The following is a 22,059-nucleotide window of genomic DNA, read 5'->3' on the forward strand; positions in this document are numbered from 1 at the left end:
CGGTTCCCCCCGGACCGATACGGTTCATGTCTATCGCCACCCGAAGAGTTTGCGCAAACCCGACTTCGGCTTGCGTGCCACTTGTTCGTCCGCTTTCGCCAGCTCCGCGGCGAGCGTTCCGAGCGTGCCGTTGGCTATGTCCAGCAGATTCAGCTGCACGCCGGTGGCCTGGCGGACGCGTCCGGCCATATCCACCGCCATCAGCGAATGACCGCCCAGGTCGAAGAAGTTGTCGCCGGGATGGACGTCGCAGACGTCGAGCAGTTCTTCCCAAAGCTTCGCGAGCAGGGCTTCCGAGGGTGTGCGCGCGGCACTGCGTGCCGTGGTCGCCATCGCCAGGTCGGCCACGGGTGTCCGGATTTCCATGGGGCGCATGACGCCATCGGCCAGTTCGCGCAGCGAGGCGACGCTCTGGGCCGGATCGCGTCCGACGCTGGCCAGCATCGACAGGTAACGGTCGCGCATCGCCGCCGCGGTTTCGGCGCGGAGAATATCGGCGTTATAGGTGACGCCACCGACCATACCCCGGGTGTTTTCGAGGAACCACAGTCCGAGATCTTCGGTGGCGCCGCTTTGGAACAGCAGGATCTGTTCGTGGTTCAGACCGCCCCAGTCGACGATGCGCTGGCGTGCGTCCTGGAATGAGAACAGCGCCTGGTACAACACCGTACCGCTGCCGTGGTGCACTTTCAGTTCGCGTTGCAGGTACTCCATCGGCACGTCCGGATGACCGAAGCCTTCGAGCGCGGTCCGTTTCACGTAATGGACGAAGTCGACGAACGACATGTCCGGGTCGACGGTCACATGCAGCGGCAGGAGATTATTGAAATAGCCCATGACCGATTCGACTTCGGTCTGGTTGCGGCCGCGCACGGGCGTACCGATCACCAGATCGTCCTGCCGCGCCACGCCGCTCAGCAATATGTAGTAGAGGGCAAGCAGCGTCATGTTGAGCGTGGCATCGGCGGTGCGGGCCACTTCGTGCATCAGCTCCGTCAGCTCTTTCGAAACGCGGATCCATTCGGTCGCGCCCTTGCCGGACATACCTGGGCGGCGCGGCATATCGCTTGGCAACGCGCGTACGCTGCCGCAGCTGCTCAGGCGCTCGCGCCAGAAACTCAGCTGATCCTGGAACTGGGGACCTTGCAACCATTCGGCGTGCCATACGGCGAAATCGCCGTAGGTGACGGGAAGCGGCGGCAACGGCGAAGGCAGGTTTTGTGCGAACGCGCGGTACAGCGCGGACAGTTCGGCATACAGGATGTCGAACGACCAGCCGTCCCAGACAATGTGATGGGGCATGAAGAAGAACGCGTGATCGTCGTCCGACAGACGGAACATCCGCGCGCTGAACAGCGGCGCGCGGGTCAGGTCGAACGGCGTGTCGGTCAGTTCCTGCAAGCGCTTCATCAGCGTCCGTTCGCGCTCGTGAGGTGCGAGCGCGGAGAGGTCTTCGGCGGGGAATAGCGCCGTGGCGAGCAGGGGTTCGACCACTTGCTCGATATCCTCGCCCTTGCGCCGGAACGCCGTACGCATGATGGGTTGCCGCGACACCAGAGCCGCAAAGGCCCGGTCGAACGCGTCTTCGTCGAGCGGCCCTCTCAGGCGATGGGCCGATGGCGCGTTATAGGTGACGCGGCCGGGTTGCATTTCTTCCAGAGCGAACAGACGGGCCTGCATCAGCGAGGCCGGTGCCTGGTCCTGATGGGGACGACGGAGAATCGGCGGAGTTTCCTGCGCGCCGCCGATCTTCAGCAGGGCGATGGCGGCGGCGAGTTCCGCGATGGTGGGTGCGTCGAACAGCGTGCGGAAAGAAAGCGTGACGCCGAATTCGCGATTGAGGCGGGCGGTCAACTGCGCCGCCAGCAACGAATGACCGCCGAGCGCGAAGAAGTTGTCCCGTACGTCGAGGTCCGGTAGCGCGAGTATGGTTTCCATCGCCGCGGCGACCCGGCGTTCGTCGTCGTTGCGCGGCGCGGTCCGTTCGGCGTTCGCGGCGACGGACTGCACGGGCGGTGCGGGCAGCGATTTTCGATCGGTCTTGCCATTCGGCAGCAGCGGAATCGCAGGCAGCTGCATCAGGTGCTGCGGCAGCATGTAATCGGGTAGCCGCGTTTTCAGTTCGGTACGCAGGACACTTTCGTCGAACAGTGCCCCTTCGCTGGCGACCACATAGGCGACCAGCCGCACGTCGCCAGGACGATCTTCGCGAGCGAGCACGACAGCTCGGGCGACGTCGGAAAGATCGGCGAGCACGGATTCGATTTCGCCCAGTTCGATGCGATAACCACGCACTTTGACCTGGAAGTCGAGACGGCCCAGGTGTTCGAGTAACCCATTGGCCAGCCAGCGGCCACGGTCGCCGGTGCGATACATGCGTGCATCCGGATCGCCGGCGAACGGATCGCGCCCGAAGCGTTCGGCGTCGAGTTCGGGGCGGTCGAGATAGCCGAGCGAAACGCCGGCGCCGCCGATATAAATTTCACCCGGTACACCCAGCGGACAGGCCGAACCGGCCTCGTCGAGGATGTGTACGGTGGTGTTGGCGATCGGCTTGCCGATGTAGATGCCTTCGCGAGGTGCCGACACTCTCCAGTAGGTGGAATAGACGGTGGTCTCGGTGGGACCGTATCCGTTCCATACCTCGCCGCAACGTTCGAGTAGCGCTTCGGCCAGATCGAGCGGCAGCGGTTCGCCGCCGGACACGGCGCGGAAGTTCGCATGTCCCACCCAGCCCGATTCGACCAGAATGCGCCAGCCAGCGGGCGTGGCCTGCATCATCGTGGCGTTGCTGCGTTCCACCAGATGGCGCAGTGCCGTGCCGTCGCGCACATCGTCGTGGTCGGCGATGACGATTTCGGCGCCGACGCACAGCGGCAACATCAACTCCATGAACGCGATATCGAACGACAGCGTCGTGACGGCGACCAGCCGGTCGTCCTCGGCGATGCCCGGTACGCGCTGCATGCTGGTAAGAAAGTTGGACGTGGCCCGGTGCGGCACGCGCACGCCTTTCGGCCTGCCGGTCGAACCCGAAGTAAAGATCAGGTAGGCGACCGACTCGGGCATGGCCGTCATACCGTCGCGCGACAGGCGGGTCTTCGGCAAGGATTCGATCTCGACCTGATCGCGGGTCAACGAAAGGATGGCCCGGGTGGGGAATGGGAACGCCGTCGGCGCTTCGTCGTCGACGATCAGCGCGGCAAGCGCGGCGTCTTCCACCATGAAGGCCAGACGTTCGGCGGGGAACGACGGATCCAGCGGTACGTAGCCGGCACCCGCTTTGAGGACGCCGAGCACGGCGGCGACCATGTCGGCTCCGCGCGGCAGCGACAGCCCGACGAGCGAGCCGCGACCCACGCCGCGCACGCGCAGGCCATGGGCGATCTGGTTCGCGCGCTGTTCCAGGTCGGCATAGTTCAGCCGTTCGGAACCGTGCCGCACGGCGGCGCGCGCGGGCGCACGGTCGGTCTGTGCCTCGAAGTATTCGTGGGCCAGCCGATCGGCCGGGAACGGCGTCGGCACGGGCTGAAGGCCAGCCAGCGCTTCGCATGCGATTTCCGAAATCATGCCGAGCGAGCGCGCGGCGCTATCCGGAGCGGCGATGGCCGCACGCAGGAGGGCTTCATAGGCGTCCAGCCACGCGGCGATCGTGGGCGCGCGGAACAGGTCGCGGTTGTACTGGCATTCCAGACGGATACCGCCGTCGACCTGCACGGCGTTGACGAACAGTTCGAAGTTTTCGTAGCGGCGTGCGTTGGCCGAGAACGTGAAACTGAGATCGGCGAAAGCGACCGTCGATTCGTCCAGCGCCTGATCGAGATTGAACAGGACGCTGACCAGGGGCAGGCGACCCGGGTCGCGCGGCAGGGAAAGACGCGCGAGCAGGCTGCCTATCGTGTATTGCTGATGATCGAAGGCATTGAGCAGTCCGCCGCGAACCTGTTCGATCGCTTCGCTGAACGAACGCTCCGGATCGACGGCAGTACGCAGCGGCAGCACGTTCACGCAATGACCGACCAGTGCGTCGTGGCCGCCTTCGGCCTGACCCGCGCAGGGAATGCCGATCACCAGATCCTGCTGTCCGGTCAGGCGTTCCAGCAGTACGGAGAATCCGGCAAGCAAGGTCGCGTACAGGCTCGCGCCGTGTTTCGCGCCCATGCGCTTGATGCCCGCTACCAGGGTGGGGTCGAGCATCCGGTCTTCGCGATGCGAAGCGAACGTACGGTGGCGCGGACGGGCACGGTCGGTCGGCAGATCGAGGACGGGAGCCTGTCCCGAGAACTGGCCGACCCAGTATCTTTCGGCATCGTACGCGTCGTCGGTCATCTGTCGCGCGGCTTCTTCCAGCGCGAACCCGGCGAACGAATCGGCGGGCGCCGGGGCGAAGCCGTCCGCGACGCGTTCGCCATACATCGTGGCGAGATCGTTAATCAGCACACCGAACGACCAGCCGTCGCAGACGATGTGATGCGCGGTGAAGATGAGCAGGTGATCGGTCGACCCCAGACGCAGCAGTTCGGCCCGCACCAGCGGACCGTGTTCGAGGTCGAACGGCGTCGTGACCGCCTGGTCGAGTGCCGTGGCGATCGCTGCCTCGCGGACAGCCAGGCTCGCCCCGGAAAGATCGGTCAACGGGCAGGGCAGGTCGCGCTGTGCGGCGATGCACAGTTCTTCGCCGTCGGCGCCGATCGTCGAGCGAAGCGCTTCATGGCGATCAAGCAGGCCTTGCAACGCGGCAAGCAGTGCGGCGACATCGAGCGAGCCGGCCAGGTGCAGCGACACCGATTCGTTATACGAGAGAGAGGCCTCGCACGACAGCGTCGATGCCAGCCAGATCTCGCGCTGCGGCGCGGTCGTGGGAACGACGCGCGCGAGCGCAGCGTCGGCGAAAGGATCGTAGTCGACGGCCAGACCGGCCGCCATCACCTCGTTCGAACTCATGCGCTGACCCTCATGAACTTGCCCGGGACATCGGGATTGGGAACGAACCACGCCGGGCTTCCGTCGGCATCGCGCCCGAGGCGCGCACCCGCGACTGGCGGGTTGTCGGCGTCGAGCGCACGCGCGTCTATCCGGCGCCTGGGCAGGAATTCGGCTTCCTGCAATTCGAGTACGGCGTCCTTGAAGGCTTTGGCGATGGCGGCAAAGTCCGCCTCGCTGTGTGCCGTGGTGAAGAAACAGGGAAAGTTGTCCAGGATGTGGATGCCGCGGCTGCGCATCATCGCGAACAGCAAGTCCTGCAGGGGGTGGTCTTCGAGGAAGCTGGTCTTCCACACGGAGGTGTAATGCACGACCTTGATCGGCGCGCCGACACCGGTGCAGAACATGTTCAGCTCGTCGACGAAACGTGCCGTCCGAGCGTTAAGGCCTTCCTGCAAGGCACCGCCTTCCGTCGCGAGGTGTTCGAGCACCGCATGCGCGGCAGCCAGCGCGAGCGGGTGCCGCACGAACGTCCCGGCGAAGTAGGTGACGCCGACGGTGGGAATGGAATCGTCGCCGAACTGCCAGTGACCGCCATCCAGCGCGTCCATGAAGCGCCGTTTGCCGGCGATGACGCCGATGGGAAAACCGCCGCCCACGACCTTGCCATACGACGCCAGGTCCGCATCGATACCGAGCATCGCCTGCGCACCGCGCGGATGGGTGCGGAAGCCGGTCACCACTTCGTCGAAGATCAGCAGGGCGCCGGCGTCTTCCGTAATCGCGCGCAGTTCCTGCAGGAATTCGCGCGGCTGGAAATCGGGCCGGCGGCTCTGCACCGGTTCGACCAGCACGGCGGCGATGGTGGAGGCGCGCTCGCGGATGATGGCCAGCGATTCGGGTGTGCCGTAATCGAGGACCAGGACGTGTTCGGACGTGTTGCGCAGGATGCCTGGCGCGGCCGGCACCGAACGGAGCTTCTTCGTACCGCGTACGATCACTTCGTCGAAGATGCCGTGATAGGAACCGGTGAAGATCACCAGCGTGTCGCGGCCGGTCACGGTACGTGCGATGCGTACCGTACCCATCACCGCTTCGGAACCGGTATTGCACAATGCCGCCCGGTCGAAGCCGGTCAGGTCGCATATCTGCCGGGCTACTATGCCGGCCAGCGGATGCTGCGGGCCGATTTCGTAGCCGAGTTCAAGCTGACGGCGCACGGCGTCGATGACGAAATCGGGCTGCCAGCCGAACAGGTTCATGCCGAAGCCGTTCAGTGCGTCGACGTATTCGTTGCCATCCAGATCCCAGACTTTCGATCCGCGCGAACGCTCGACGACGATCTGGTAGATCATTTCCTTCAGCAGCGGACGGAAACCGTTTACCACGCGCGGGTCGGCCAGGTGCGGACGGTGTTCCTCGGTGTATTCCTTCGAGCGGCGCGTGCGCGCGATATAACGCTTCATGAAAGCATCGAGGCGGGCGCGCTGCCGGGTCGTCAGCTCGGTCGACGTCGAATGGATGCGCGCGATGGCACCGAAAGCTTTCTTTACGTCGTACGTCGTATGCGCCAGTGCGACTTCTTCGGTGTCGGCCGCGGGCTCGGGTGCGTTCGGGACAGCGGCCATGGCGACGGGTGCCACCGTGGCAGGCGCCGACGTCATACGCACTGGCACGCTGGCCGGTGTTCCGGCGAGCAGCGCCAATTGCTGCTGCATGATCTGCATCTGCTGCTGGATGACATCCTGCACGAGATTGCCGCTGGCGGCGATGGGCGCCATGGAAGCGACGGTGGCGGCAACGGGCGTTGCGATCACGGCGACCGGCGCGGCGACGACGGCTTCCGCTTCCGGGGGCAACAGGCGATCGATATGCGCGGCGAGTCGTCCGAACGACGAGCATGCTTCCATCAGTTCGCGGAACGTGATCTTCAGTGCGTAGGTCTTTTGCAGTTGCAACGCCACCTGGGTCAGCGCGAGGGAGTCGAGCCCCAGTTCGACGAAATTCGCGTCGATCGACGCGCCGTCGAACTCGGTGCCGGATACGTCTTCGAATAAGGCGGTCAGTTCGGCGACCAAACGCACCGGGCGGGTGCTGGCGGCGGAAGGATGGGCGGCCATGGATGGCTCCGGCAGGGATGGGGCGGAAAGGATGGAATGTGCGGTGGCTGGCAGCGGCAGCGCGACGACGTTCGAACCGTCCGGGCTACCGGCGACGCGCGCGGGAGCGTCGATCCAGTGCCGGCGGCGCTCGAACGGATACGTGGGCAGGCGCACGCGGAAACGACGTTCGCGACGGTCGAGCGAGGCCACGTCGACATCGACGCCGGCACTCCAGAGTTGACCGATGGCGTCGAGCCAGGCGCTGCGTTCCAGCGCCGGTGAGTCGGCCAGCGACGCGAGCGCAAGGCGCCCACGCGCACGGGTGTGCTGACGCGTAAGCAGGCTCAGTGTCGCGCGCGGCCCCACTTCGAGGAAGATGCGTCCCTCGTCGTCGAGCTGGGTATCAAGCGCCCCGGAAAAGCGAACCGTGCCGCGCAGATGGCGCGTCCAGTAATCGGCGGACATCGCCTCGTTGTCGGTCAGGGTCATACCGGTCAGCGTGGATACGATCGGTATGTCCGGGGCATTCAGTACGATCGCCGCTACGTAGTCCCGGAACGGCGCAAGCGCCGGTTCCATCATGGCCGAATGGAAAGCGTGCGACGTATGCAGTATCCGGCAGGCGATGCCGGCGGCTTCGAGTTCGTTGCGGAACGCGTCGACCCGGGCGGTTTCGCCCGAGACCACGCATGCCGTGGGTGCGTTCTGGGCGGCCAGCGACAGGCCGTCGGGCAGTCGCGCGAGGAGCGTGTCGGCATCGAGCCGTACCGACAGCATCGATCCGGCAGGCAACGCCTGCATCAACCGGCCGCGCCGTGCGACCAGTCGTGCGCCGTCTTCGAGCGACATCACACCGGCCAGCACGGCGGCGACGAATTCGCCGACGCTGTGACCGATCATGGCATCGGGTTGGACGCCAATGCTCATCCAGAGTTTCGCCATGGCGTATTCGAGCGCGAACGTCGCCGGTTGCGTGAGGCTGGTGGCGCGTAAGGCATCGGCGTCGTCGGCGAACATGCGCTCGCGCAGATCGAAGCCGAGTTCGTCGTTCAGACAGGTGGCGCACGCGTCGAGCGCGTCGCGGAAGGCAGGCTCGCTCGCATAGAGTTCGCGTCCCATGCCGGGGTATTGGGCACCTTGCCCGGGGAAGAGGAATACGATCGGTGCCGCGCTGCTCTGTGCGGCGCGGATCGGTGGCGCCGTATTCGTATCCGCCAGGCGGCGGGCAGTGTCGGTTATGTCATTGGCAACGATCCAGCTGCGCTGTGCGAAGAGCTTGCGGCCGGTGGCCAGCGTGAGGGCCACATCGGCGAGATTGGCCTCCGGCGTGTCGGCCAGATGGGCACCCAGCGCGATCCATGCTTTTCCGACAGCCGCTTCGCTACGCGCTGATATCAGTAATAGTTGAGGGCCTTGCGCCGCATCGGAGGGCTCGCGATGCGGTGCTTCTTCCATGACCACGTGCGCATTGGTACCGCCCACGCCGAACGAACTGACGCCCGCGCGACGCGGACCGTCGCCGTGCTCCCAGGGCCGCAACGTGGCGTTGACGACGAAGGGCGAGCGATCGAGACCGAGTTTCGGATTGGCGGTGCGGAAATGCAGGGACGGCGGCAGCTGGCGTTCGGCGAGCGACAGCGCGGTCTTGATGACGCCCGTTGCGCCGGCAGCCATGACCAGATGGCCGACGTTGCTCTTTACCGACCCGATGGCGCAGAAACCCTGGTCGTCGGTTTCGCGCCGGAATGCCTTGATAAGCCCTTCGATTTCGATGGGGTCGCCGAGCGGGGTCGCGGTGCCATGGGTTTCGACGTAGGAAATCGAGCGGGCTTCGACGCCCGCGACATCCAGCGCCGCGGCAATGACCGCCGCCTGGCCCGCGCTGCTCGGTGCGGTGAAGCTCGCCTTGAGCCCGCCGTCATTATTGATCGCCGCACCGCGCAGCACCGCATAAACCGGATCGCCGTCCCGCAACGCATCGGACAGGCGCTTGAGCAGAACCACCGCCGCGCCGTCGCTGAATACCGTGCCGCGCGCGTCCTCGTCGAAGCTGCGCGTATGGCCATCGGGCGACAGCATCGAACCTTCCTGTGCGACATAACCGCTACGCGACGGGCAGGTAATGGACGAGCCGCCGGCGAGCGCCATGTCGCAATGGCCCGCGCGCAACGCATCGAACGCCTGCGCGATGGCTACCAGCGACGTGGAGCACGCCGTGTTCATGCTGATGGCCGGACCAGTGAGGTTGAGCTTGTGCGCGACGCGGGTGGTCAGGTAATCCTTTTCGTTGCCCAGCATCACCTGGAACGCGCCGAGTTTGGCGATGAGGTCGGGCCGCGTACTGATGTGGCGCTGGAAGTAAGTGGCGTTGTGCATGCCGCCGAACACGCCTACCGGGATCTTCTGCGCATCGGGTACATAACCGCCGCGCTCCATGCATTCCCAGCACAGCTCCAGGAATACGCGCTGCTGCGGATCGGTCAGCTCGGCCTCGCGTGGCGACATGCCGAAGAACGCCGCGTCGAAGTCTTCGACGCCATCGACGACGCCACGTGCCGCGACGTAGTACGGATCGTTGCGCTCGTCGGGCGGGATGCCCGGATCGAGGCCGTCTTCGCCGAAGAAGGTGATGGATTCGCGTCCGGCGACGAGGTTGTCCCAGAAGGCCTCGACGCTGGATGCGCCGGGGAAGCGGCCGGCCATGGCAATAATCGCGACAGGCTCGGCCTCCGTGTGCCGTGCGCGGCGCGGTGCAGGCGCCATAGGTTCCACGCCGCGTTCGATACCTGCGGCGATGGCGGCCGGGGTCGGCTCGCCGAAGAAACTCGCGATAGTCGGTTTTGTCGATACCGCGGCGTGGATGCGTGCGACAGCGGCGGTCGCCAGTAGCGAGCTTCCGCCGAGTTCGAAGAAATGATCGTGACGGCCGATCTCGTCGATACCGAGGATGTCGGCGAATATCTCGCAGAGCGCGCGTTCGTTGTCGCCCTGGGCGGGGACGTACGCACCCGCCAGTTCGGGACGCCGTGCGTCCGGTGCCGGCAGCGCGCGCCGGTCCAGCTTGCCGTTGGCGGTGATCGGCAACGTGTCGAGCCGGATATAGACCGTCGGAACCATGAATTCCGGAAGTGCTTTGTACAGACGATCGCGCAGCATGCGCGCCGTGAGTGTGTCTTCGTCGGCGACGTAGTAGGCGACGAGGCGTTTCTGCCCGGGGCGATCCTCGCGTGCTAGCACCGCCGCCGCGCGTACGGATGGCGTAGCCTGCAACGCACTTTCGACTTCGCCCAGCTCGATGCGGTAACCGCGGATCTTGACCTGCCCGTCGCGACGCCCGACGAAGTCGATGCTGCCGTCGGCGCGCCAGCGGACGAGGTCGCCCGTGCGGTACAGGCGATCGCCTTCGTTACCGAAGACATCGGGAAGAAAGCGCTCGGCGTTCAGTTCGGGACGGGCGAGATAGCCGCGCGCGACACCGGCACCGCCGATATAGAGTTCGCCGGTGACACCGACGGGTACCGGTTCGCCCCGCGCATTCAGTACATACAGCGTGGTGTCGGCGATGGGGCAGCCCACGGGTATGGCGCGCGCGTCGACGTCCAGTTCGCGCGGAATCGGCCAGGTCGTGGCGAAGGTCGTGCATTCGGTGGGACCGTAGCCGTTGGTGATGAGGGTATCGGGCAACGCGGCAAGCGCCTTGCGGATATGTGGCACGGACAGCGCTTCGCCGCCGGTCAGCACATGTTTCAGGCCGGCGAGCTTGCGTGCGTTGTCGTCGACGATGGCGTTGAACAGGGCCGCAGTCAGCCAAGCGATCTGCGCACCGTGTTGCCCGATCGTGTCTTCGAGGCCGCAACCCGTGGGTATCTTCTCGTGGTGTACGACGCAGGTACCGCCATTGAGCAACGGCGCCCAGATTTCGAATGTCGCGGCGTCGAAGCCAAGGGGTGCGGCATGCAGCACGCGGGAATGCGTGCGCAGATCGACGTAGTCGACATCGCGGACGAGACGGATGATCGAGCGATGTTCGATCTGCGCGCCTTTCGGCGTGCCGGTCGAGCCGGAGGTGTACATCACGTAGGCCAGTGCGTGGCCGTTCCGTGCAAGGGATACAGGCGATGTCTCGTGTTCGAGATCGTCGAGTGCCAGCACCGTCGCGGGCAGTCCCTCGGGCGCCGGCATGCCGCATACGACGACATGCGTCGCGGACGCATCGGACAGCACGAAGGCGAGACGATCGGCGGGATAGGTGGGGTCCAGCGGCAGATAAGCAGCGCCTGCCTTGAGCATGCCGAGCATCGCGACGATGGCTTCGGGCGAACGCTCCGCCAGCAGGCCGACAGGTGTGCCGGGCGGGATGCCGGCCGCGACGAGGCCAGCTGCGACGCATCCGGCGCGCCGGTCGAGTTCGGCGTACGTCATCGATCCGCCCGCCCATGCAACGGCCACGGCATCGGGATGCGCGGCGGCGACGTCGGCGAACAGGCCGTGGACGGAATCGTCGTCGCGGCGGGGTTTCGCCGTGGCGTTCCATTCGACCAGCATGCGTGTGCGTTCGTGGGCGTCGAAGACGTCGACGTCGCGTAGCGGCCGGTCGGCGGCAGTGCACAGGGAATCGATCACTTGCACGACGCAGCCGGCCATCAGGTCGATCGCCGCATCGGTAAAGGGTGCGGGAAAGTCGACCTGCAGACGCGCGGGCATCGCGGTCAGCAGACGCCAGCGGCTACCGCACTGCGGGTCGTTGGCGGATTGGGCCTTGTCGCAGGGCGGACGCGTGTCGGTATCGACGACCGTCCACGGCGCGGGGCCCGATGCGCAGGCGGCGGCGTTCTGTATGGCACGCAGACTGGCACCCAGCCATGTATCGCGCGAGCCGTTGTCGGGTACGTCCAGCGTGGCGGTGTACGAGGTGCCGGCGCATGCGCGCCACGCAGCGACGGCGGCCGCGCCGGTCAGGCGCGATTCGACCAGCGCCAGTACCGCGCAGAACACGACGTCGGACGTGACGCCATAAGCGAGCGCGCAGCGTTCCATGCCGTCGACCGTGGCTTCGTCGAGTGCGTACTCGTAGTGCTTCCAGCGCGCGGTGACCTCGTCGGCGTGACAGGGCAATACGTCGACTAAGGCTGGAATGGCTTCGTCGTCGGTCCGGTTGGCGATCATGAACGCGTTCATCGGGCTTTCGCTCTCTCCACGCTTCGAAGCAGGTGTGTTGTGTCGGCGGTGTATCCGCCTCATGGCAATCGGGGGGTTCCCCAGATGCCTTCCCCGTTGCTTTCCCCTCGTGGCTATGGTCGAGCCAAAGACACGGTGCGTGGAATACGGCATACGGGTTACGCATGAGGCCGGTCGGACCGGTCGTGTCGTGACGGAGCAGGCGTATCCGTCTAGGCCGTTTGGTCTATGCCGTGGCGATGGAAGGCTTCGAGACGTCGATGCATGCCCTGACCGAGTCGCGCTATGCCGCATTTTGTGCGGTCGACCAGTGCATTCGCACCGATTGGACGGGGATGCAGGCCCAGGCCGCGCATGCGCGCGTTGAAGCGATGCGCATCGGTCCACATGTCCGAGCGCCGCGTGCGGAACGTGAGCGCGAGGGACACGGAAAGCTCCGACGCGGTATGCACGCGATGCGGCGCGATGAAGGGATGATGGACGCCCAGCCCGGGCGTGAGTTCGTAGGTCATCGCGCGCGCCTCGATCCCGGCGCTGTAGCGCGGACGTCCGCCGATATGGGCCAGCAGATTGTCTTTTTCCTCGGACGTCATGATGGCGTCGTCGGTAGGGTCCCACAGGTGCACGGTCTTGCGACCCTGCAACTGCAGGAGGAAATTCATTTCCCGGTCCATGTGATACGGCGTGACCGAATCGCGGGTGGAAATGAAAATATAGGTCGAATACCAGCTGATCCCCGGATCGAGCGGATCGATCCGCGCGGCGACTTCGCCGATCAGTCCTTCGATCACCGGCGCGAATTCCTCGTCGCATTCGGGATTGTTGATGCAGATGTACGCGTGGTTGTCCTCGAAACGATCCAGGACCTGTTCCAGCGTGAGATTCGCCTTGTAGCGGTCGTACGACGTATCGAGGTCGGCATCGCCGGGAATATGGCCGGTGCGGTACAGGATGCTTTCGCGCGGCATGCGCCGGCACAGCGCGAACAGATGCGCGAGCGAGAACAGCGGATGCGTAGTGAGGCGATGTCCGATCAGGAAGGGCTCGCGGTTGTACGAGGCAGTCACGACCTCGTCGTCGAAGGCGAGCAGAGGGGACGGTTCCGCGCGGCCCCGCGCCACGAGTTCCTCGTAACGCTTCATCGGCAGGAAGCTACCCAACATGGTTCGATCCTCGCGCCATCGATGCCGGCGTATCAGGTGACGCTCCGTGAGTGCGTGGGTTGAAACGGTCCCGGTTACCGGCTTCTGGTGTCAGCGGGACTGGAAGGCGAACAGGAAAAGCATGGCGCCCTGGACCGGCGCGGCCGTCCAGGTGACGTGGTACGTACCCGGCCCATCGACCTCGCGGGACGCTACGGCAACCTGCACGCCGCTTTCGTCGGGAAGGTCGGTGAAGCGATCGATCGTGGCGAATCCATCGCCCGGTTCGGCGGTCATGCGTTTGACCCCGCCATCGCCCCACCAGACGGCGACCAGCGTGGCCGGTCCGGTGGTGGTGACGTTCCCGCTGACGACTTCGAGCGCGGGGTCGGCATAGGTCTTCGCGACGTCCCTGAGCACCGTGGCGTTGCGTACTTCGACAAAGGGAATGGATATTTCGCCTGGCGCATTGCCGCGCTTGTCGATACGCACCGTATGACTCGCACCGCCGCGCGCCGCCGTGACGACATAGGCCTTCACATCGAAACGGTCGCCATAGCCATTGCCATAGGGCATGCCACCAACGGATTTCCAGCGATTGGCGTAGCTGTCGACTGGCGTCGCATCATTCGCGGAATAGCCGCCGTAAAGCACCAGCAGCGAGCTTCCGGAGGGCTGCGTCGCGATGGCTTGCGTGACGGCAGGCGTGACGCCAAGCCCTTCGCCCACACCGAGCAGCGTGTGCGCGCCGAGCGTCGGGCGCGCGGCGTCTCCGCCGGGCACGGCCATGGGCAGCGCGAACGCGAGGGTGGTGAGCAGGGCAAGGACGCTATTCACGAGTCGGTACCCGTGAGAAAGATTCCGCTTGCTGTCGGCGTGCGCGTGAGCGACGCTTGCCGCGCGATCCATCCCGGGGGAATGGCTTGTCCAGCGAGACCGACTTTCTCGACCTCTACCAGAAACTGGGCGTCAGTCCGGGTTGCGACGTGGCTGAGTTCAAACAGGCGTATCGCCGGCACATCGCGCAATTGCATCCCGATCGCGCGGGAAATGCGTCCGTCGACGCGGGCGAGCTGCAACGGGTGATCGCGCAGTACGGGGCCGCCATGGACTTTCTGCGTCGTCATGGACGGCTCCCCGGCGCGGCTCCCAGCCGCGGCGGCGCGGCGAACGAGCCTGTCGTTCCGCAACGCGTCTCGGAACCCAGGACGGCGCCGCCGCGCTTCCGCGCGAGACTGGTACTCATCGGCATCGTGCTCGTCGTGGGCATCGTTCTGTGGCAGCTCGATCCGCTGGCGCCAGCGGGCGACAGTGGCACCGGTACCGCTCCGGAAGACGTGGAGAGCAAACCCGCCAGCCATACCAACGTGTCCACCATCGCACTGGGCATGTCGCAGGATGAAGTGCGCGCCATCGAAGGCGAGCCGATGATCATGCATGACGATCAATGGGACTACGGTCCGTCGTGGATCCGTTTCGAGCATGGCAAAGTGGTGGACTGGTACAGCTCGCCCATGCATACGCTGTCCACGCCCAGCGCGCGTCCGAGCAGGTGAATCGCCGGTGCGCGGCATGATCATTACCGTGCGCCACGACCGAACAGAATGACTTCCACGGTCTCGATCAGGATCACCATGTCGAGCAGGAGGTTGTGGTTCTTCACGTAGAACAGGTCGTACTTGAGCTTTTCCGCCGCGTCTTCTTCCGACGCGCCGTACGGGTAACTGAGTTGCGCCCAACCCGCCAGGCCCGGTTTGAGGCAATGGCGAAGGCTGTAATAACGGATCTTCGTCGCAAGGTCGGCCACGAACTGCGGACGTTCCGGGCGCGGTCCGACGATGCTCATTTCGCCTTTGAGCACGTTCCATAGCTGCGGCAGTTCGTCGAAACGCAGCTTGCGGCAGATACGGCCCACTCGCGTCACGCGGTTGTCGCTCTGGCAGGCCCAGCGCGCGACACCATCGCATTCGGCATCGGTGCGCATGCTGCGGAATTTGTACAGCCAGAATGTCTTGCCGTGCTCGCCGACGCGTTCCTGCAGATAGAGGACCGGCTGGCCGCGACCGGATTCGAGCCGTATCGCCAGCGCCACGGCCAGCATCAGCGGCCAGAAAAGCACGAGCATCGTGCCTGCGGCCAGCAGGTCGAAGCAGCGCTTGCCCAGCAGATGGATCGGCGTGGCGTTGAAGCCTCGCGAGAAAACCAGCCACGAAGGATCGAGCATCGACAGCTGCAAGCGTCCGGATTCGCGCTCGAAAAAGGTAGTGAGGTCGGTGATCGTGACGCCCGCCTGCCGGCATTCGAGCAGCGCATCCATGGGAAGCCGGCCGCGCCGGTCGTCGACACCCACCACGATTTCGTCGACCTGGTAGCGCGCGGCGATCAGGTGCAGCGGCATATCGGACGTCAGTACCAGTTGCTCGGGCACGACGACCGGATCGTTCGGGCAGCGCAGGTAACCGACGACGGTGAAGCCGCGACGATCGGAGCGCCGCCGCATGCGGTTGTGGATCTGCGCGGCGCGATCGCCGGCGCCAAGGATGAGTACGCGACGCTTCAGTGCCTCGATTTCCACCAGTCGCATGAAAGCGATGCGAAAGATGGCGACCGTGAGGAAACCGAGCACCAGCGCCATCGACAGCACGCCGCGCCCGACATAAGCCTGCGGAATGGCGTAATACACGACCACCAGCCCGATACCGCCCAGCACAAAAGCGACCGCCTGCCGCGCGACGATGCCGAGCCAGTTGGTGCGCAGATGCGTGCGGTACTCGCCAAGCGCGAGCATGCCCAGGAAGATGACGATGGCGAATACCGCCGAACGCTGCGGCAGGTGTCGCGTGAATTCGGCGAGGTCGTCCGGGTACAGGAAGAAGCGCAGGTACATCGCGACATTCAGCGATCCCGCCAACAGGAGTAGTTCGCACAGAGCGAGCAGTAATAGCCAGCGCACGATGCGCAGCCGCAGAATCCGAAGCATCCCGTTACCCCTTTGCCGTTGATTTCGCCGCCTCCCCCAAGGCATGCACGACGTTAGTCCGTGGAAGGGGCGGGCGCTATGTCACGAACGGTCATGACGGGTAGGCCGGATGGTCAGGTCGTTTGGAATGGCTGGTGTGTGCGGACTGTGTGTGTGGGCGGCTCGGCTTCGCCATCGCTTTCGCGCTCGGACGCTTCGGGGAGAGCCGTCGGCCACCACCCTCGACGCTCCGGCTTCACCGTCGCTCGGGAAGGGAGAGCCGCTGCGCGGCTTTTGTTCTATGGCTGCGCCCCGTCGCGCCCGCGCTGCGGGCGGGGGTTTTTGATTCGGCATCCCTGCCTCAGCAAAAACGGCGGACCGTCCAGGTCCGCCCCCTGCGGGCCTGGTCCGCCCGCCGCGCTCGGTTCCGCAAGTCGCGTCGAGGGTGGTGGCCGACGGCTCTTCCGGATGCGGCGGTCACGTGGGGGAAAGCATGGCGTCGACGCATGGACAGGTGACCGCATGCCAGTCCCGTCCCATCACGTGCTCGGCTCGCGCTCTGCCCACAGCCAACCGCAACCGACGGTGCCGTGGCCGGGTTGGCCCTTGGGGCCGCCTTAGCCGAGGGCCGCGATGACCGGTTACGGAGCGAAGTGGCGCTACGGCCCGCTCCCGAAGGGACGGCGCCGAAGGCCCCAAGGGCCAACCCGGTCGCGGCTCCCGCGACGCACGAGCGTGAGGCGCCGAAGCCGCTAGTGACATGAGCCACGCAGCGGCTGTCCTCGACCGAAGAGCGGTAAGACGTGTGAGGTCGCCCGCCTCTAAACCACCACCAGCAACTCCCGCAAATGCTCCGCCAGCCGCAAACTCAGCGCGACGATCGTAAACGTGGGAAATGCCCAGCCACCGGTAGGAAAGACCGAACTGCCGGCAACGTGAAGATTCGCCACCCCATGCACGCGACAGTTGGAATCGACGACGCCCTTCGTGGGATCGGTCGACATGCGCGTCGTGCCGATATGGTGCGCGGTACCGTGTACGCGCGGCGGTGCATCGTCGTCGGCGAGCCAGGGAGCCAGTTCGAAGCGGCCGCCGCAGGCGCTGGCCAGCTCGTCGCCGAACAGTGTCGCGGAGGTGCGGTAGGTATGCCGGTCCAGCGGCGTCAGGCGCCAGTCGATGCGCACCTTGCGCAGACCCAGCGCATCCACCTCGTCGCCGAGCGTAATCCGGCTGTCGGGATTGGGGGCCTGTTCGAAGTAACCCACGAGCTCGACATGATTGCTGCGGACGGTCGGCTTTCCGGTGAGCTTATGTACGAAGGCCTGGGCGATGTCGCCCATGCCCAGGCCTAGCCGCAACGTCAGCTTCGCAAGCCCATCGACAGGCACGACGGTATCGTCGCCGGGCGAGGGGCCGTTTTTCATCGCGGCGCATAGTCTGGCTTCCAGCACCGCGTTTTCGTCCAGTTTGCGCGATCGAAGCATCGCGCGCAGTTCGCGCAGGGCACGCAGTCCCTTGGGTACGGCGCTTTCGACGGCGAACGGATGCACGCGTCCGCTCAACAGCCGATGGGTATGTTGTGCCTGCACGGACAGGCCTATTTCGGGGAAGGACGGTGCGGGACCTTTTCCCAGATTGCGGTCGTACGGCTGGGTCAGTCGCTCGGGCGTATCCGTGTGCACGGTGCCCAGACTGCCGCTGGGATGATCCATGAAGAACCGGCCGACCAGGTCGTGGTCGTTGCCGAGCCCGTTTTTCGCCACCGAATCGGAAAGCAGCAGGAGCCGCGCATTTTCGATACCGCCCGACGCCAGGACATAGTGACGCGCACGCACGGTGCCGCGCCGGCCGTCGAGGGTGCCGATGGCGGCCTCGTTTATCGATGCGGCGCCTTCGTCGCTCTTCAGTTCGAGCAGGTTCGCATGTAGCAACACCGTGATATTGGTCGCGCGTTCCAGTTCTTCGCGGTATGCATTGCCGAACAGGATCGGGCTGCGCGCGAATACCTGGTTTACGAGTTTGTCCGCATCGAAGGCAATGGGCTGGTGGGCAAGCGGTGCGAGGAATGAACCGTCCGCGAATTCGTGCGGGTCGATGCGGCAGTAGTCGCGCGCGCGTACATAGAACGGTTCGAGTTCGGCGTACGACAGCGGCCAGCCGCTATGCGGCACCCAGTCGCGTGCGTGCATGTCCTGCTGGCCCAGCGGTATGCAGCCGCCGCCCCACAGGTTGCAGCTGCCGCCGAAGACGCGCATGCGCGAACTGGCCGGATCGAAGGCCTGGCTGCCGATGGAGGTGCCTGCATAAAGCTCCTGCGTACGCTCTTCGCCAGCGAGCCCGCCACTTTCCACCACGCATACCGTGATGCCCGATCCGATGAACGATCGCGCGATGGCGATGCCCGCGGCACCGGCGCCGATAACGCACAGGTCGACGTCGAAAACGGTCGGACCCGCTTCTTCCAGATAATCGACGATCACGAGGCCTCCCAGATGACTAAGCAGTGCGGGGCCTAGGCCCGGTAATAGTCGCGATACCAGCGTACGAATTCCTTCACGCCGGTTTCTACTGACACCTTCGGTCTATATCCAACGGCCGACACCAGTTCGGAAACGTCGGCTTCGGTATCCGGTACGTCGCCTGGCTGGAGGGGCAGCATGTTCAGGCGGGCGCGCCGGCCGAGGCATGCCTCCAGCACTTCGATGTAATGCATGAGTTCCACCGGCTTTTCGTTGCCGATGTTGTAGATGCGGTAGGGCGCGACGCCGCTGCTGGCCGGATCGGGCGCTTTGCCGTCCCAGCCGGCATTGGTCTGGGGCAGGTGATCGAGCGAGCGCACGACGCCTTCGGCGATGTCGTCGACATAGGTAAAGCTGCGCTTGTGGTGTCCATGATTGAAGACGGGAATCGGCTCGTCCGCGAGGATCGCGCGGGTGAACAGGAACAGTGCCATGTCGGGTCGGCCCCAGGGGCCATAGACGGTGAAGAAACGCAGACCCGTACAGCGCAGGCCGTACAGGTGGGCGTAGCTGTGCGCCATCTGTTCGTTCGCTTTTTTCGACGCGGCATATAGCGTGAGCGGATGTTCGGTCGGTTCGTGCTCGGAGAACGGAAGCAGCGTATTGGCGCCGTAGACCGAACTGGTGGAGGCGAAAACCAGATGCTCCACATCGTGGTGGCGGCAGCCTTCGAGGATGTGCAGAAAGCCGGTGATGTTGCTCGATACATAGACGTGCGGGTTTTCGGCGGCATAGCGCACGCCGGCCTGAGCGGCGAGGTGCACCACCCGTTGCGGCTTATGCGTGTCGAACGCCGCCTCCATGGCCGTGCGATCGGACAGATCGGCATGGATATGCGTATAGGCCGGATGTTCCGCGAACTGCGCCAGACGCGCTTTTTTCAGCGTGACGTCGTAGTAATCGTTGAGATTGTCCAGGCCGATGACCTCGTCGCCGCGCGCCAGCAACCGCTGCGCCACATACGAGCCGATGAATCCGGCCGTACCGGTGACCAGGACTTTCATGACCGGCCGACTCGTTTATAAACGTCCATCGACGGCATCCCGTGGAAGCACGTACTTCACGTCGTAGATCACCGATTCCGGCTTGCCGAACGCACGGATACCGACCGCGCCCAGCTCGACGAATTCCCGGTGGCCCACCGCGACGATCACTGCGTCGTATTGTCCCGTACGCGGTTCCACGATCGGGTCGATGCCATATTCGTGACGCGCCTCGGCGCCGTTCACCCACGGATCGTGGATGTCGACCTGGGCGTTGTAACTCTGCAAGGCGTGCAGGATGTCCACGACACGCGTATTGCGCAGGTCGGGACAGTTTTCCTTGAAGGCCAGGCCAAGCACCAATACCCGTGCACGTACGGGATTGATGCCTTTATGCACCATCAGACGAATGACTTCGTTGGCGATGTACGGCCCCATGCCGTCATTGGTGCGCCGTCCCGCCAGGATGACATCGGGGTGGTGACCGACTTCGGCCGCCTTGTGCGTCAGGTAATAGGGATCGACGCCAATGCAGTGACCGCCTACCAGACCGGGCCGGAATGGCAGGAAATTCCATTTCGTTCCAGCGGCCTGCAGTACTTCCAGCGTGTCGATGCCGAGTTTGTTGAACAGGATGGCCAGATCGTTGACCAGGGCGATATTGAGGTCGCGCTGCGTGTTCTCGATCACCTTGGCGGCCTCGGCCACCTTCAGGCAACTAGCCTTGTGCGTACCCGCGGTAATTACGGAGGCATACAGGCTATCGACGAAGTCCGCCGCTTCGGGCGTGGAACCGGAGGTGACCTTGAGAATGCTGGTCACCCGGTGCGCCTTGTCGCCGGGATTGATTCGTTCGGGGCTGTAGCCGGCGAAGAAATCGCGATTGAAGGTGAGTCCCGATGACTTTTCCAGGATCGGCACGCAGACTTCTTCCGTGCAGCCCGGATACACCGTCGACTCATAAATCACGACGTCGCCGGGCTTCAGTACGTGACCGATCAGTTCGCTGGCGCGGATCAGCGGCGTCAGGTCCGGCCGCTTCGCGCTGTCGATGGGCGTGGGTACCGTGACGATGAATACGTTGCACTCGTGAATGTCGTCCAGTTCCGCCGAAAACTTCAGGCGATGGGCTTCGCCCAGTTCGTGGGCGTCGACTTCCAGCGTATTGTCGACGCCGGCACGGAGTTCCGCGATGCGCGTGGCGTTGATGTCGAATCCGACGGTGTCATAACGCTTGCCGAACTCCACGGCCAGAGGCAGGCCGACATAGCCCAGACCGACGACGGCAAGCCGCGTGCTTTCCAGATTCCGCATACGATGATCCTGTCCGCTTGGGTGGCGTCCGGGTTCACTGCGCGTGACCGGCGTCCGCGAATACCGACTGCCGCCAGGTGGGGCATTCGACGAGTCTCGAACGTACGATGGCGACATGCCGTGATTCCCCGATAGCCGGCGAAAACAGCCTAACAGGACACCGGGTGCTTGCCCCTCTAGCCAGAAGGACGATGCCGTTAGCTGGGTGGACAGGATGCCGCGAGCGTCGTGAAGTCATACAGGCGTGGTCCGGCGACGCTGGAAGCGTCGGTCAGCCATGCGATGGCAACGGTATGACCGGTGGCGGGACGTTCGCGCCAGAAACGCCACGCGCGCCGGTCGTCGGCCGGGCCCTGGAAAACGATGTCCTCGCCGTCGACCGCAAAGGAAAAGCCGGCGAGTGGAACGGACAGGCCTTCGCCACGCCCCTTCACATAGGCCTCCTTCAGCGTCCACAGGTCGATGAAGCGGGCGGTACGCCCGGCTTCCGGCACGCGGCGCAGGCTCTCTATTTCGGCGGCCGAGAAGTGGGCGTTCGCGAGGTCCATGCTGTCCATGACCCGCGCGGGCGCTTCGACGTCGACCCCCAGCCGGCCGCTTTCTGCGACGGCGAGGACGATCAGACCGTCGGTATGCGACAGATTGAATGCCAGCGGGCGAGGCGGGTCGAGCAGCGAAGGTTTGCCGAATTTGTTCGTGCCGAATCGTAGTGTTCCGGGGTCGACGTTCAGGTAACCGGCCAGCACGGTACGCAGCATGCCGTGGGCGATGAGGTATTGATGGCGGTGTCGTGCCTGGACGAAGCGTTGCTGTTTGGCCGCCTCGTCGGCGTCGAGCATCGCGCGAAAACGATCGAGAACGGGCTCGCCGACGATGCGTTCATCGTCGGCGAGCCAGAGGTCGACGCATCCGGGCAGGGTGTCCATGGGGGGAAGCGTA

At 64.9% G+C, this 22,059-nt stretch carries 10 protein-coding genes; 1 reads left to right on the forward strand and 9 read right to left on the reverse strand.

Annotation, left to right across the window (positions count from 1 at the left end; translation table 11 throughout):
- Window positions 1–30 precede the first annotated feature (30 nt).
- The 4 genes from EC912_RS03170 to EC912_RS03185 all read right to left on the reverse strand — a co-directional run bounded on the left by EC912_RS03170 (window position 31) and on the right by EC912_RS03185 (window position 14,182).
- On the reverse strand, window positions 31–4,944 hold the full coding sequence (locus EC912_RS03170; RefSeq protein ID WP_132141666.1) for a non-ribosomal peptide synthetase: 4,914 nt from the start codon (window positions 4,942–4,944) through the stop codon (window positions 31–33).
- Window positions 4,941–12,203 (reverse strand): polyketide synthase, encoded by a 7,263-nt coding sequence (locus tag EC912_RS03175; protein ID WP_243649114.1) that lies wholly within the window; start codon window positions 12,201–12,203, stop codon window positions 4,941–4,943. The genes EC912_RS03170 and EC912_RS03175 overlap by 4 nt, the downstream gene beginning before the upstream one ends.
- A 212-nt stretch (window positions 12,204–12,415) precedes the next feature.
- Window positions 12,416–13,366, reverse strand: a complete 951-nt coding sequence (locus EC912_RS03180; RefSeq protein ID WP_132141667.1) for a cupin-like domain-containing protein — start codon at window positions 13,364–13,366, stop codon at window positions 12,416–12,418.
- A gap of 90 nt (window positions 13,367–13,456) precedes the next feature.
- The gene (locus EC912_RS03185) at window positions 13,457–14,182 is read right to left on the reverse strand and encodes a hypothetical protein (protein ID WP_132141668.1); all 726 of its coding nucleotides are present in this window, start codon (window positions 14,180–14,182) and stop codon (window positions 13,457–13,459) included.
- A gap of 86 nt (window positions 14,183–14,268) precedes the next feature.
- On the opposite strand from EC912_RS03185, the gene EC912_RS03190 reads away from it, so the two are divergent.
- A complete protein-coding gene (locus tag EC912_RS03190; RefSeq protein ID WP_132141669.1) occupies window positions 14,269–14,901 on the forward strand; it encodes a DnaJ domain-containing protein in 633 nt (210 codons plus the stop codon).
- Between the two features lie 23 nt (window positions 14,902–14,924).
- Here EC912_RS03190 and EC912_RS03195 read toward each other — a convergent pair whose 3' ends face one another.
- The 5 genes from EC912_RS03195 to EC912_RS03215 form a co-directional block, all read right to left on the reverse strand.
- Window positions 14,925–16,325: a TIGR03013 family XrtA/PEP-CTERM system glycosyltransferase gene (locus tag EC912_RS03195; protein ID WP_132141670.1), complete on the reverse strand. Its 1,401-nt coding sequence runs from the start codon at window positions 16,323–16,325 to the stop codon at window positions 14,925–14,927.
- 800 nt (window positions 16,326–17,125) lie between these two features.
- A complete protein-coding gene (locus EC912_RS03200; RefSeq protein WP_132141671.1) occupies window positions 17,126–18,784 on the reverse strand; it encodes a GMC oxidoreductase in 1,659 nt (552 codons plus the stop codon).
- 32 nt (window positions 18,785–18,816) lie between these two features.
- Window positions 18,817–19,827, reverse strand: a complete 1,011-nt coding sequence (locus tag EC912_RS03205; protein ID WP_132141672.1) for an NAD-dependent epimerase — start codon at window positions 19,825–19,827, stop codon at window positions 18,817–18,819.
- A 15-nt stretch (window positions 19,828–19,842) separates the two neighbouring features.
- A complete protein-coding gene (tviB, locus tag EC912_RS03210; protein WP_132141673.1) occupies window positions 19,843–21,120 on the reverse strand; it encodes a Vi polysaccharide biosynthesis UDP-N-acetylglucosamine C-6 dehydrogenase TviB in 1,278 nt (425 codons plus the stop codon).
- A 197-nt stretch (window positions 21,121–21,317) separates the two neighbouring features.
- Complete coding sequence (locus tag EC912_RS03215; protein ID WP_132141674.1) at window positions 21,318–22,046, reverse strand: 4'-phosphopantetheinyl transferase family protein; 729 nt, start codon at window positions 22,044–22,046, stop codon at window positions 21,318–21,320.
- Window positions 22,047–22,059: the final 13 nt, after the last annotated feature.

The sequence above is a fragment of the Luteibacter rhizovicinus genome, from assembly GCF_004342265.1.
Classification (GTDB): domain Bacteria; phylum Pseudomonadota; class Gammaproteobacteria; order Xanthomonadales; family Rhodanobacteraceae; genus Luteibacter; species Luteibacter rhizovicinus_B.